Annotated in this window: 5 protein-coding genes; 4 read left to right on the top strand and 1 reads right to left on the bottom strand. The window is 75.0% G+C overall.

The window, feature by feature from the left end; all coding sequences use genetic code 11:
• The first annotated feature begins 5 nt into the window (after positions 1-5).
• A complete protein-coding gene (locus tag KY661_RS02295; protein ID WP_225408619.1) occupies positions 6-401 on the top strand; it encodes a hypothetical protein in 396 nt (131 codons plus the stop codon).
• Positions 402-407: 6 nt separating this feature from the next.
• Here KY661_RS02295 and KY661_RS02300 read toward each other — a convergent pair whose 3' ends face one another.
• The gene (locus KY661_RS02300) at positions 408-2,828 is read right to left on the bottom strand and encodes a protein kinase domain-containing protein (RefSeq protein ID WP_225408620.1); all 2,421 of its coding nucleotides are present in this window, start codon (positions 2,826-2,828) and stop codon (positions 408-410) included.
• A 169-nt stretch (positions 2,829-2,997) separates the two neighbouring features.
• On the opposite strand from KY661_RS02300, the gene KY661_RS02305 reads away from it, so the two are divergent.
• From KY661_RS02305 to queC, 3 genes are read left to right on the top strand one after another with little or no spacing between them, the layout of a single operon-like run.
• The gene (locus KY661_RS02305; protein WP_225408621.1) at positions 2,998-12,546 is read left to right on the top strand and encodes a flagellar hook-length control protein FliK; all 9,549 of its coding nucleotides are present in this window, start codon (positions 2,998-3,000) and stop codon (positions 12,544-12,546) included.
• Positions 12,547-12,564: 18 nt separating this feature from the next.
• Positions 12,565-13,167, top strand: coding sequence for a hypothetical protein (locus tag KY661_RS02310; RefSeq protein ID WP_225408622.1), 603 nt, complete (start codon positions 12,565-12,567; stop codon positions 13,165-13,167).
• Positions 13,164-13,856 (top strand): 7-cyano-7-deazaguanine synthase QueC, encoded by a 693-nt coding sequence (gene queC / locus KY661_RS02315; RefSeq protein ID WP_225409170.1) that lies wholly within the window; start codon positions 13,164-13,166, stop codon positions 13,854-13,856. Before KY661_RS02310 ends, queC begins: the two co-directional genes overlap by 4 nt.
• Position 13,857 lies beyond the last annotated feature (1 nt).

Here is a 13,857-nt window from a genome sequence, read left to right on the forward strand (position 1 = left end):
GGGGGATGCGCATTGTCCTGCTCTTGGGTGTTCTGCTGCTGGTGCCTGGTTGTCTGGTGCAGTCCTCGAATCCCCGCCGGCGGGGGCCTCCTCCACCGCCGCCCCGGCCCGTGGCCATGAGCTACGACGAGGCGGTGCACCAGGGTTACTCGCTGTGCCGCTCCCGGGGCTACCAGTGCCAGCTCCGCAAGGCCCACCGCACGGGCAATGACGTGTGGAAGCTCCAGTACGACGCCTCCGTGGGCAACGCCCGGGGCCACCTCTTCGCCGACTACCACGCGTTCTCGCGCGAGCTGCTCAAGGTGGACGAGAAGGTGAAGCGCCGGGGCAAGGACTGGGACGACGATGACCATGGCCACGGGCGGGGCCGGGGGCATGGCCATGCGCGGCGCGACGACTGAGCCCGCTCAGTTGGCTTTTTTCTTCAGGAGCTGAAGCGCGTCGGCCGCTTCATCCTGGCCGCAGTTCTTTCCGGAGAACACGGCCCGCTCCTTGGGCGCGTTGGCCAGCTTGGTGAGCGCGGGCACCGCGTCCGCGTCTCCCAGGGCCCCGAGGCGCCTCGCCGCCTTGGCCCGGACGCCGCAGCCCTTCGCCGCCAGCGCCGCCGTGTACACGCGCACCAGGTCCACCCCTTCGGTGTCCTGCATGGCCTCCAGGTAGCGCAGCGCGCCCCACTGCTTGGGTGAGTACTCGCCCTCGGCCAGGGACTCGAAGTGTCCGTGCAGCGCCTTCTTGGGAAACGCGGCCAGCAGCTTGCGCAGTCCCTTGTCCCCCTCGTCCTCGCCGAAGTCCTCCGCGAGCCCCTCCAGCACCTCGGGCGCCACGTCCTCCTTGGCGTCCGCCTCCAGCGCCAGCAGGGTGTTGAGCTCCTCGGTGTGGCGGTTCAGCGCGTGCAGCGCCCGCGCCCGGGTGCCCTGGAGCGCCGCGTCCTGCTTGCGCTCCTCCAGGGGCACCGCGTCGATGCGCTTGAGCGCCTCGGCGGGCTTGTCCGCCTTCAGCAGCCGCCGCGCCTGGATGTCGGGGCTCTGGTTCCAGTGCCACACCGCCACCCCGCTTCCCAGCAGGAACAGTCCCGCGACGGCGCCCCCCACCGCGAGCCGGAGCGTGCGCCCCTGCAGGCCGGTGCCCCGCGGCCAGGCGAGCCGGGGACGTGTGGCCATCATCCCGGTCTTCTTGGACAGCGAGGCGTCCGTGGAGGGCGGGACGCCAAAGGGGAGGCCCTCGGCGGCGCGCTTGGCGCGGTAGAGCTGGAGCGCCCCGCCCACGCCGGGCAGGGCGATGGTGCCGCAGGGCTCGCTCTCCGTCCCGGCCCGGTTGCGCGCCAGGTTCACGGACTCGGTGAAGGTGACTTCGTCCGCCAGGGCCACCTGCTCCACGGACTTGACGATCTGCATGGGCTCGCCAATCACCATGCCGCGCGTGAGCAGCACCTCGCCCGTGTGCAGGCAGAGGCGCACGCGGAGCTGGCCCTCCGGGGGCAGCGTCTGGTTGTGCCGCCAGAGCCGGTCCTGCATCTCCATGCCGCAGAGCACCGCGCCCGTGGGCGAGGCGAACACCGCGAGCAGCGAGTCCTCGCGCTTCTGCACGAGCTTCCCCTCGCGCTCGCGCATCGCGGGCACCAGGAGCTCCTCGTAGGTTTGAAGCATGCGCAGGTGCTCCTCGTGCGTCTGCCGGGAGACGAGCTCGGAGAAGCCCTGGATGCTCGTGAGCATCACCGTGAGGTTCTGCGGCTTGCTCGTCAGCGTGCCGCTGGAGGCCGGCGCCGCGGTTCCGAAGATGGCCGTGCCCGAGCTGACCGGGGGCAGCGGGCCGCCAAAGGCCGCCGTGGCGCTGCTGCCCGCGGGCGGGCTCCAGACCCGGGGGCCCTCGCTGGGGGCCTCTCCGTCCGGCACGGGCGGCGGCGCCCCGAAGGCCGCGGTGCCGGTAGAGACCGGCTGCGCGAGGCTGGACGCGCCCGGGGGCAGGGCCGAGGCCGGCAAGGGCAGGGTGGCGGCGGAGGACAGCGCGTCCGCCAGCTCGTGGGCGGTCTGGAAGCGCCGCGAGGGCTCCTTCTCCAGCAGCCGCATCACCAGGGGCACCAGCGTGGGGTGCGTGGCCAGCCCCGGCGCGGCCCGGTCCAGGGGCAGGGGGGCGGCGCTGGCATGCTGGGCGATGAACTGGCGCGGGCTGGGGCCCGGGAAGGGCAGTTGCCCGGAGAGCACGCGGTAGGCGAGCACGCCCAGGCAGTACAGGTCGCTCCGCACGTCGGCACGGGCGCCCACGGCCTGCTCGGGGGACAGGTACTCCGGGGTGCCCAGCACCATGCCCACCTGGCTCACGGCGCTGTCCGCGTCGGGCTCGACGAGCCGCGCGATGCCGAAGTCCAAGAGCCGCGCCTGCTCGCCCCGGGGGCCTCTGGTGAGGAAGACGTTCTCCGGCTTGATGTCGCGGTGGATGATGCCCTGGGCGTGGATGGCGCTCAGCCCTTCGGCGAGCTGGCGCAGCACGGTGAGGGCGCGCTCCGGGGCCAGCGGGCCCTTCTGGAGCACGTCGTTGAGGCTCTCGCCCTCCACCAGCTCCATCACCAGGCAGGCCGAGTGCTCGGACTCGCCAAAGTCGATGATCCGCACGACGGCCGGGTGCTCCACCGCCGACAGGAGCTGGGCCTCGCGCTTGAAGCGCTCCGCCATGCCCGGCTGCAGGTGCAGATCCTGGTGGAGGACCTTGATGGCGACCTTGCGGCCCAGCGACACCTGCTCGCCCAGGTACACCTGTCCCATGCCTCCGGCGCCCAGGGGCTGGAGAACCCGGAAGCGGCCATCGAGAACGAGGGTGTCGGAGGCAAGCACCGCCCGGCATCTTGGCCGAGAACGCCCTCCGGCGCATGGTTCATCTCTCGCGGGCCGGTGAAGTTCCACCCGCTGTGTAATCCGCTGAACCGCCTGCCCTCCAGCCAGGGGATTGGTAAAAATTCCGAGGGCTTAGGGTGCGTGTTAGCTTCCTGGGCACCCAACCCCGATGGCCACCGACAGCGATTCCTCCAAGCCCGCGCCCGACACGCGCGCCGTGTCCCCCGAGCTCCGGTTGCTGGACCGGCGAGCCTTCGTGGGCTTTCCGCCGCTGGTGCTCGCGCCCGGCCTGTCCATCACCGACTTCGCGCTGCAGATTCCGGACGTCACCTTCCCGTTCAACTTCAGCGCCGGGCCCTCGCGCTACCAGCGCAAGAAGCTGCTCTTTGGCTTCCTGGAGTTGACCGTCGACGCGGACCTGGTGGCCCGCAAGGTGTCGGAGCTGGCCGGACGGCTCTCGGGCATCGAGGAGCTGAAGCTCCACTTCCGCCCGGGGTACCTGGAGGGGCAGGCCCGGCTGCTCGGCCCGGAGCGCACCCCCGTCACCTTCAAGGTCGCCTTCGATGGGGACGGGGAGAAGCTGGCGCTCTACCTGTACGACGTCCGCCTCTATGGCTTCTCGCCCACCGCCTCCGTGCAGGTGCCGGGGGTGCTGGCGGCGGCCGTGGCGGAGCTGGGGCTGCTGCCCGAGGTGGAGGTGCAGGGCGCCACCGGGTTCTCCACCCGGGTGCTGCCCGCGCTGTGCCAGCAGGCCGCGGTGACGCGGGGCTTCAAGATGCCGGAGCTGGACCAGGCGCGCCTGTCCGCCGCCGAGGTGTCCAGCAAGGGGCTGCGCCTGCGCTTCGCGGCCGGAGGGCTGCCCCCGCCGGCGGCTCCGGATGATGAGCTGTTGATGACGCTGGAGGGCGCGCGGGCCTTCGCGGAGCAGGAGGCGCTCATCGCCGAGGGCCGTCTGGCCGAGGCGCGCGAGGCCTACCTCCAGGTGGGGGACGCGCAGGACGCGCACCCCTTTGCCGCCGAGCGGCTCCTGTCGCTGCTCGTCGCGGACCCCCAGGCGCACGACCTGGCGCTGGATGTGGCGTCGGCCCTGCTGCGCCGCCGCGAGAAGAGCCCCGCGGCCCTCTGGGGCGAGGCGGTGGTGCGCGAGCGCCGGGGCGAGGGGCCCCGGGCCGCCGAGCGCTACCTGGCCCTGAGTGCCCTGTCGCGCCGCACCTCCGAGGACGCCGCCGCCTTCCACGCTGCCGAGGCCGCCGCGCGCTGCTCGCGCGACACCGCGCCCCAGGTGGCGGTGAAGGCGCTGCACGAGCTGCTGGGCCTCAAGCCCGACCACCTGCCCTCGCTCAAGTCCCTGGCGCGCGCCTCGGACCTGGCGAAGGACCGGGCCGGGGCGGTGCGTGCCTACCGGCGGCTGGCCGCGCTGGCGAGGGACCCCGTCGAGGCCGCCGACGCCCACGTGCACCTGGCGCGCCTGTGCGCCCAGACGGAGGACGACATCGCCGGCGCGCGCCTGCACTGCGAGGCGGCGCTGCGGCTGGCCCCGGATCAGCCCGATGCCCTGCTGCTGCTGGGCGAGCTGTGCCACCGCGGCGGCGAGCACCTGCGCGCCCTCAAGGCGCTGGACCGGCTGCGCGAGGTGGCCCTGGCCCGGCACGAGCTGGACCGGGTGGGGCAGGCGAACCTGCTGGCGGGCCGCGTCTGGGAGGAGGGGCTCCAGCAGCTCGACAACGCCCTGCTGCGCTACCGCGAGGCGGTGACGCTGATGCCCGGCGAGGCCGAGCCCCGCTTCGCCGCCGCGCGCGTGGCCGAGTCCCTGGGCAAGGTGCAGGAGGCGCTCGATGGGTACCTCCAGGCGCTGGAGCTTGCCGGGCCCGCGCCGCGCTCGGAGTCCGTGCGCCGCGCCGCGCACGCCAGCCACCACGCCCTGGCCCGGCTGAGCCGCACGCGCCTGGGAGACCCCGCCCGGGCCCGGGAGCACCTGGAGGCCGCGCTCGCGCTGGACGCGAGGGACCTGCCGGCCCTGGAAGAGCTGATCCCGTACTTCCGGGCCACCGGCCGCACGCAGGAACTGGCGGATGCGCTGGAGAAGGCCGCCGCGGTGTACGAGGAGCCCGGCAAGCGCGCCGCCCTGTGGGCGGAGGCCGGCGAGCTGTACCGCGCCCGGCTCCAGCAGCCGGAGAAGGCCGAGCGCCTGCTCACCTCCGCGCTGGAAGCAGACCCCGACCACAAGCCCGCGCTGGAGGCCCTGCTCGCCCTGGCCGAGGCCCAGCGGGATGGACGGCAGCTCACGCGGTGCCTCGGGGCACTGGCGCGGCTGACGGCGGAGCCGCAGGAGCGTGCCCAGAAGTACCGGCGCCTCGCCGTGGCGGCGCGCGATTTGACCTTCGACCTGGAGCTGTCCGTCCACGCGCTCCAGGAAGTGCTCCGGGCCGAGCCGGATGACTTGCCCACGCTGGGCGAGCTGTGCGCGCTGCAGCGCAAGCGCTCGGACATGGGCGGCCTGGCCACCGCCCTGGAAGAGCGCGCGCGCGTGGCCGAGGCGCAAGGCGACAAGCGGCTGGCGGCGGCGGCCCTGCGCGAGCTGGCGGGGGTGCTGGAGGCGCGGCTGGGCCGGGTGGGCGAGGCGCTGGTGGCGCTGGAGAAGGCCGCCCGCCTGACGCCGGATGCCGCCGTGTTGCTGGACCTGGCGGACCTGTCGCTGCGCTGCGAGCGGCCGGAGCATGCCCGGCGCGCCCTGGAGTCCCTGCTGTCCTCGCTGCCGCGCACCGCCGCGCCCGAGCGCCTGGCCGACATCCGCGCCCGCCTGGGCCGCGCGTGCGAGATGCTGGGGGACCGCGAGGCCGCCGTGGCCGCCTACGCGCAGGCCTTCCCCCTGCGCCGGTTGGACGATGCGCTCGCCACCCGGCTGGAGTCGCTCTACACGGAGCTGGGCGAGACGCGCGAGCTGGCCGAGCTGTGGGCCACCCGGGCGCAGGCCCTGGCCTCCGCGGACCGCGTGGCCGAGGCCGCGCCGCTGTTCCTCAAGAGCGCGCGCCACCTCCTGTCCCGGGGCGAGAAGCCCGCGGCGCTGCTGCGCCTGTCCTCCGCGCTGGACGCGGACCCTCAGGGGCCCCTGGCCGCCGAGGTGCTGGAGCTGCTCGCCGAGCTGGAGCTGGAGCGGGGCGAGAAGCTGGAGGCGGCCCGGCTCTACGCGCGCAAGGCCGGCCTCATCGCCGACACGCGCCTGGGCGCGCGGCTGCTCTTCCGCGCCTCCCTCCTGGCCACGGGCAGCGCCCGGGAGGAGACGTACCTCGCCGAGGCCCTGGAGCGGGATGCCACCTTCTCCCCCGCGCGCGTGCGCCGGGCCGAGCTGCGGCTGCCCACGGATCCACGCGGGGCGCTGGAGGACCTCGAGGCCGTGCTGGCCTTGCCCCTCTCGGATCCGGATGCGCCGCGCGAGACCGAGCTGCTCTCGCTCAACCGGAAGGCCGCCACCGCCGCGGTGCGCGCGAACCGCCCGGATGCCGCCCGGCGCCTGCTGGCTCAGTACAGCACCCACGCGCCGTCGGACCTGGAGGCCCAGCTCGAACTCGTGGAGCTGCACCGCAAGGCGGGGGCCCGTGATGCGCTGGCCGATCTGCTGACGGAGCTGTGGCCCCGGCTGCGCGGCGAGGCCCAGCGCCAGGCCCGGCGCGAGCTGGCGGAGCTGGCCCTCTCCCTGGGACGGCCCGCCGAGGCCGCCACCGCCCTGCGAGCCCTGCTCGCCGAGGAGCCCACGGACCTCTGGGCCGCGCGGGCGCTGATGGACCTGCTCCCCGCGCCGGGCACGGGAACGCCGGAGGAGGAGGCCGAGCGCCTCGTCCTGCTGGGCACCCAGCTCTCCGCCGCCGAAGGGGAGGAGCGTGCCACGCTGCTCGCCCGCCGCGCCGCGCTCCACCGGGGCGCGGGCCGCGCCGAGGCCGCCCGGGACGACTACACCGAGGCCGCGCGCCTGGCGCTGCGCCCCGCGCCGCTCTGGCTGGCCCTGGCCGAGCTGGCCCACGTGGCCCAGGACGAGGTGGCGGAGCTGTCGGCCTGGCGCCGTGCCGTGGCCGCCGACTCCAGCGTGGGGGAGCGCGCCCGGGATCGCCTGCTCGTGCTGGCCGCCACGCTCGTGGAGAAGGATGTCCGGGAGCCTGCCCGCGAGGCCCTGCGCGCTGTCCTCGGGCTGGAGCTCTTGCCCGCCGACCGGTGCGAGGCCTTCTTCTCCCTGGCCACGCTGGCGCGCCGGGACGGACAGCCGGAGGCCGAGGCGGAAGCGCTCGCGGACGCCGCACGCCAGGGCCCGTTGCCCCGCCGGGTGGAGGCCCTGCTCTCCCGCGCCGCGCTGCTGGAGCAGCGGGACTTGCTGGAGGAGGCCGCGCGCAGCCTGGAAGGGGCGCTCGCGCTCAGCCCGCGTCACCCAGGGGCCACCCTCGCGCTACAGCGTGTGCTGCGCCGCCTGGAGGACTGGTCCGCGCTCGCCGAGCTTCTGGCCGCCGAGGCGCCGCATGCCCCGGCCTCCACCGCCGCATCATTATATGCGGAGCTGGCGGGGCTGTACCTCGACAGGCTGGCGCAGCCCGCGGAGGCCGAGGCGGCGCTGCGCGAGTCGCTGCGCCTGTCCCCCGAGGACATGCGCGTCCGGCGCCAGCTCGTCACCCTCGTGGTGGGCCAGGGCAGCCTTCTGGAGGCCGCCACGCTCCTGGAGGAAGCGGTTCCCCAGCAGTCGCCCTCCGAGGCCGCTGACCTGCTGTGGGAGGCCTCGGCCCATGCCCAGAAGGCCTCCGAGCAGGACCGGGCCCTGGTCCTCGCCCGGCGTGCCCACGCGCTGGTGCCCGCCGAGGGCAAGCACCTGGAGGAGCTCGCCGGGCTGCTGTTCCAGGCGGGGGATGTGAAGGAAGCGCTGCCCCTTCAGGAGAAGCTCGCGGCCCGGGCCGACTTCACGGGCGCCCCCGAGGCGGCGGAGGCCACGCTGCGGCGCCTGGGCGAGCTGGCCGAGCGGGCCGGGGATCCGAAGCGCGCGGTGGACGCCTGGCGGCGCCTGGCGGCGCAGCGTCCCCTGAACGAGGAAGCCGTTCAGCGGCTCGCGGTGTTGCTGGAGCGGGACGACCCGCGCGCGGCCTTCGAGGCCCTCGTCGCGCACGCGAAGGCCCTGCCGCCCTCGGACGAGACGGCCCAGCGGCTGGTGGCGCTGTCGGAGCGGGCCCTCGCCTCGCTGGCGGACGTGAATGTGGCGGCCTCGCTGCTCGCGCGCGCCGCGGAGATGGCCTCCGAGCCCCTGCCGCTGCGCCAGTCCCTCGCGGCGCTCTACCGGGAGCGCGGCCGGACGCTGGAGCTGCTGGTGGAGCTGCGCCGGGTGGCCACGCTCGCGGTCCGGGCAGGGCAGGTGGACACGGCGCTCGCCGCGTATGACGAAGAGGCCCGGCTCGCCGAGGACTCGGGGCGGATGGACGAGGCGCTCGAGACGCTCGGCATCCTCCGCGACCTGCTGGTCTCCCAGGAGAAGCCCGCCGGGGCCGCCGCCTACGAGCGCCGCCGCGCGGAGCTGCTGCAGGACGTGAAGCTGGACCTCCTCGCGGCCGAGGCGTCCCTGGAGCGCTCCTTCACGCTGGCCGCGGACCTTGAGACGGCGCGGATGGGCGAGGGGCTGGCCGTGCGCCGGAGCGATCCGGCCGCGCAGGCCCGCTGGCTGGAGCGCACGCTGCCGTTGCAGGCGGGGGCGCGCGAGCAGGGCGAGGTGCTGCTGCGCCTGACGCGGCTGTACCTCGGGGTGCTGGACGACGCGGCCAAGGCGGAAGCCTCGCTCCGGGAAGCGCTGCGCAGGGACCGGGGGCTGACCGAGGCGGAGCAGCTCCTCTCGGAGTTGCTGGAGCGGGAGGGCCGGCTCGCGGAGCTGGCCGCCTGGTACGAGGAGTGCGCCGAGGCGGAGCCGGACGCTGCCCGCCGCTCGGCCCTGCTGCGCCGCGCGGCATCGATCTACCGGGAGCGCGCGGGGCGTCCCGACGCGGCCGTCATCGCGCTCCTGGCCGCCCGGGCTGCCGCTCCGGATGACCTGGAGCTCACCGCCCAGACCGCGGAGCTGCTGCACGAGGTGGGCCGCGCCGAGGACGCCGCGGAGTTCGACGCCATCCTCCTGGAGACGGACCCCTTCCGCGAGCCGGTCTTCACCCGGCAGCGGGAGTTCCTGACGAAGACGGGCGACACGCAGTCCCTGGCGGCGCTGATGCTGCGCCGGGCCCAGCACCAGCCTCCGCGCGAGGCCGCCGCGAGCTACCTGGCCGCGGCGCGCTCCTTCCGGGAAGACGGCGCGATGGAGCGCGCCCGGCTGTGCGAGGACCAGGCCTTCGAACTGGACGCCACGAACACCGAGGCCTTCGAGCTGCTGCGCGAGCGGATGGCCGGGGACGTGCGCCGGCTGGTGGACCTGCTCGCCCAGCGCGCGGCCGCGTTGCCGGACGAAGAGGCCCGGCCGCTGCTGCGCGAGCGCGCGGAGCGGCTGCTGGAGGCCGGGGAGACGCTGCTGGCCGCGGAGGCCTTCGACGCCTACCTCGCCCAAGCGGGGGAGGACATGGAGGCGCTGGCCGCGCGCGCGGAGCTGGCGGCACAGGGCGGGGGCCCGAGCGCCTCGCAGCCCTATGACCGGCGCCTGGTGGCCGTGGGCCAGGGGCTGCCGGTGCCCGTGCGCGTGCGGACGTGGATGCGGCTGGGCCATGCCTCGCTCGCCATCGGCGCGTACCGGGACGCGGCGGATGCCTTCGAGGCGGTGGTGGCGCTGGACCCCGAGGGGGAGCGCGGCCAGGAAGCGCTGTCCCTGCTCTCGGAGGCCTACGCGCGGACCGGGGACAACCCGGGCCTGTTCCGGGCCTCGATTCAGCTCGCGCGCCGGGCGGAGGGCGCGACAGCGGAGGTGCTCTACCGCCGCGCCGCGGACCTCTTCGAGGACCCCAGCGAAGCCATCGACGCGCTGCTGCCCCTGGCGCGCCTGCACCCCGCGGACCCGGCCCTCATCGACCGGGCGGTGGAGGGACTGCGTACCCTGGGCTGGCACAGCGAGCTGCTGGAGGTGTACGAGTCGGGCGCCAGCGCCGTGGGCGGCCCGCGCGCCGCAGAGCTGTTGCTGGCGGCCGCCTCCGTGGCCGAGGCCGAGCTGGGCGACGACGACTGGGCCTGGAAGCTGCGGCAGCGGGCCGCGCAGACGGACCCCTCTCACGAGGTGGCGCTGCGCCAGTTCGTGGACGGCTTGCGCCAGCGGGGCGATACCGTGCGCCTGCTGGAGGCGCTGGAGCGGTTGGTGGCCCGGACGCAGGACGCCGACGAGGCGCCCCTGCTGCGGCTGGAGCTCGCCTCTCTGGCGCGTGCGGCGGGCCAGTTCCCCCTGGCGCGCCGGGCGCTGGAAGAGGTGGTGGAGCAGGGCCCCTCGGGCGTGGGCTACGCCGACGCGCTGGATGCGCTGGAGCCCCTGCTCGACGATGCGCCGCTGCGCCGCGCGGAGATCCGCCTGGCGCGCTCGGAGCTGGCAAGCGGCGAGGCCACGAAGGTGGCGCTGCTCGTCTCCGCGGCGGAGGACTTCGAGACCGCGGGCCGGTTGCCGGAGGCCCTGAAGGCGGCCAAGGCGGCGGCGTCCGTGTCGCCCCGGGTGCCCACGCTGCGGTTGCAGGCGCGCCTGCACCAGGCCGCGGGGGAGACGGACCGCGCGGCGAGGACGCTGTTGCTGGCGGCTCGCGCGGCGAAGGCGGACGAGCAGTCCGCGCTGCTGCTGGAGGCCGCGGGGCTCTGGGAGGAGGCAGGAGAAGAGGCCGAGGCGCTGGAGGTGCTGGAGCGGCTCGTGACCGACGCGCCCGAGGCCCTGGCGCCCTCGGAGTGGGCGAGGCGCTTCCTCCGGCTGGGCGCGCCGGAGCGGGCGCTGGCGGTGGGCTTCCCACCGGCGATGGCCGAGGGCCGTCTGTCCGACGCCCTGGCCCTCGCCGAAAGCGCGCGGGACGAAGCACGCGTGCGCGAGGCCCTCTGGGCGCTCGTGGCGCAGCCGGAAGAGTCCCCCGGCGCCGTGGACCGGCTGGTGGGGGGCCTGCGCGAGGAAGGGGACTTCGCGGGGCTGCTGACGCTGGCGGACCGGCTCTCCTCCCAGGAGTCGGCGCGGAGCGAGGCCCTGCGGGCCGAGGTGCTGGAGGAGGCGGAGGCGCCGGGAGCCCTGCGCCTGCGGGCCTTCGAGCTGCTGAGCACCCACGAGGCGTTCCCCGCGCGGGCGCGGGGGCTGCTGTCCTCCGTGGGCCAGCTTCCGGAAGAGCTCGCCGGGGCGCTGCTCGTCCACGTGCGCACCTGGCACGCCGCTGAACGCATCGAAGCGCTCGGGGTGGCGGCGGAGCACTGGCCGGAGCGCCGCACGGCGCTGCTGCGCGAGCGCCTGGGCCACGAGCGCGCCGAGGGCCTGAAGGAGGACGCGGAGCGGACGCTGGAGCAGCTCATCGAGGGCGAAGCGGACCTCGCGGAGCGCGTGGCGTTGCGCCTGGAGCGCGGCGAGCTGCTGCTGACGCTCTCCCAGCGGGCCCGGGCGCGGCAGGCCTTCGAGCAGGTGCTCACCGAGGACGCCACGAACCAGGCGGCGGTGAAGCACCTGCTGGCGCTGCTCGACGAGAAGGACGAGAGCGCCCCCTTCGTGGTCATGGCCGAGCGCCTGGAAGCGCTGGTGGGCGCCGAGGCCATGGCGCCCTACCGGGAGCGCTGGGCGGATGCCCACGAGGCCCTGTGGCAGCCCGAGAAAGCGGCGGCGCAGCTCGAGGCCCTTCCAGAGACGCCGGAGCGGCTGGCCCGCCGCGTGCGGCTGGCGGAGGAGCGGGGCCTCACGGGCGAGGCGCTGCTGCTGCGCGAGCGGCTGACCGAGGCGCCCGCGGAGCTGGAGTCCATCCTCCGGCAGTACCTGGACGCCCAGCTCCTGGCCTTCGCGGCGCGGCTGGCCGGACGGCTCCTGGAGCGGGAGGCCCTCTCGCCGGAGGCCACGCGCCTGGTGGCCGAGCGCCTGTCGCCAACCCGCGAGGGCGCGGCGCTGGCCACGCGGCTCTGGCCTGGACTTCTGCGGGCGCGGCCGGTGGACGTGGACGGGTGGACGCTGTTCGCGGAGGCGCTGCGGCTGCTGGGGCGCCCCGAGGCCGCCGAGCGCGTGGATGGCATCGCCGCGGCGCTGTCCTCCAGCGAGGCCCCGGCCCCGGCCGTCCCCGTCACGCCCTTGCCCCTGCCGGGGGAGTTCCGCCACCCCTCACCGCCCGGAGCGCTGGCGGTGACGGGCGAGAGCCTCCCGCGCCTGTACACCGCGCTGCGGCCCACGCTGGAGGCGCTGGGCGCGGGTGGGGTGCGCGTGCTGCTGGACCCGGAGGGGGGCGTGGAGGCGTACCTCCTGGGACCGGACGCGCTGGTGCTGGGGGCCGGAGCGCTCACGTGCTTTGGCCCGGCGGAGCTGGGCTTCCTGTGCGCGCTGGCGCTGAGCCTGGGCGAGGCGGGCGTGGCCCTGTCGCGGCCTGGAGAGGTGCCGGGCCTGCGGGAGGCGGCGGTGGCATCCTTCCGGTCCGTGCCCGCGTCGCTCGCGGCGGGCCGGGTGCTGGCACAACTGGCGCCCGGGGTGCGCGGAGGAGATCCCCGCGCCGTGGAGCTGGGCCCGGTGCTGGCCACCAGCGAGCCGTTCCGCGCGGTGGCATTCACGGTGCTGGAACTCGTGGAGGCGGCCCGGTGACGTTAGGCTGCGGGGGGAATGAACCTCCGACGCCTTGTCCTTCTCGTTGCCGCGCTGATCGCGGCGGCCGCCTGCATCACCGACCCCGTGTTCCCTGGCGACCAGGTCCTGGGCACCTTCCGCTTCGAGGCCACGGTGGACCGCCAGCGCACCACGTGTGACTTGAAGGGGCCGGACTTCACCTCGCTCACGGACGCGGGGACCTTCACCTTCGAGGGAACACTCTCGCGCAACGCGGATCAACCCCAGGGGTGGTTCACCGTGCAGGGCTTCTCGCGGGATGCGGGGTTCGACGGGGGCCGGGTGGTGTCCGTGCACAAGGCGGAGACGCGGCCGCCGAGCTGCGGGGCGAGCTGCGAGGGGGCCGCCGTCGAGGAAGCCCTGGATGTCCTCCTGCTGAGCAACAGCCAGGACACGCTGGTGGGCCGCCGGTGCTCGGGGCTGGTGGACGGGGGCGTGCCGGACGGGGGCGGGACGCCGCCGGGCCCCACGCCCACGGGCTACGACGTGGAGCGCGCGTGCGGGACGCTGACGGATGACTTCATCCCGGGTAAGACGAACTGCACGTGCACGGCGCCGTGCCGGGCCTTTTATACGGTGGAAGGGACGCGGGTGAACTGATGAAGAAGGCCGTGGTGCTGCTCTCGGGGGGATTGGATTCCACCACCTGCCTGGCGATGGCGAAGGCAGCCGGCTTCGAGCCGGTGTGCCTGGCCATCGACTACGGACAACGCCACGCCGTGGAGCTGGAGCGCGCCCGCAAGGTGGCCCTGGCGATGGGCGCCCGGGACTTCCGCGTGGTGCCGATTGACTTGCGCAGCGTGGGCGGCTCGGCGCTGACGGCGGACATCGCGGTGCCGAAGGACCGGCCGGAGACGGAGATGTCCCACGGCATTCCTGTCACCTACGTGCCCGCGCGCAACCTGCTGTTCCTCTCGCTGGCGCTGGGGCTGGCGGAGGTGGTGGGCGCCTACGACATCTACATCGGGGTGAACGCGGTGGACTACAGCGGCTACCCGGACTGCCGCCCGCAGTTCATCGAGGCGTTCGCGGCGCTGGCGGGCTTGGCGACGAAGGCGGGCGTGGAGGGACAGCGCTTCCAGGTGCACGCGCCGCTGTCGGGGATGACCAAGGCGCAGATCATCCAGGAGGGCACGCGGCTGGGGGTGAACTACGGGATGACGCACTCCTGCTACGACCCGGACGCGAAGGGCCGGGCGTGTGGCCGCTGTGACAGCTGCCTGCTGCGCAAGAAGGGCTTCCAGGAAGCGGGGGTGCCGGATCCCACGCCCTACACGGAAGGGGCCTGAG

The sequence above is a fragment of the Allostigmatella hybrida genome, from assembly GCF_020103775.1.
GTDB classification, from domain to species: Bacteria; Myxococcota; Myxococcia; order Myxococcales; family Myxococcaceae; genus Hyalangium; species Hyalangium aurantiaca.

Coding starts and splice junctions, on each gene's coding strand:
- KY661_RS02295 (WP_225408619.1), top strand. CDS start 6: ATGCGCATTGTCCTGCTCTTGGGTGTTCTGCTGCTGGTGCCTGGTTGT.
- KY661_RS02305 (WP_225408621.1), top strand. CDS start 2,998: ATGGCCACCGACAGCGATTCCTCCAAGCCCGCGCCCGACACGCGCGCC.
- KY661_RS02310 (WP_225408622.1), top strand. CDS start 12,565: ATGAACCTCCGACGCCTTGTCCTTCTCGTTGCCGCGCTGATCGCGGCG.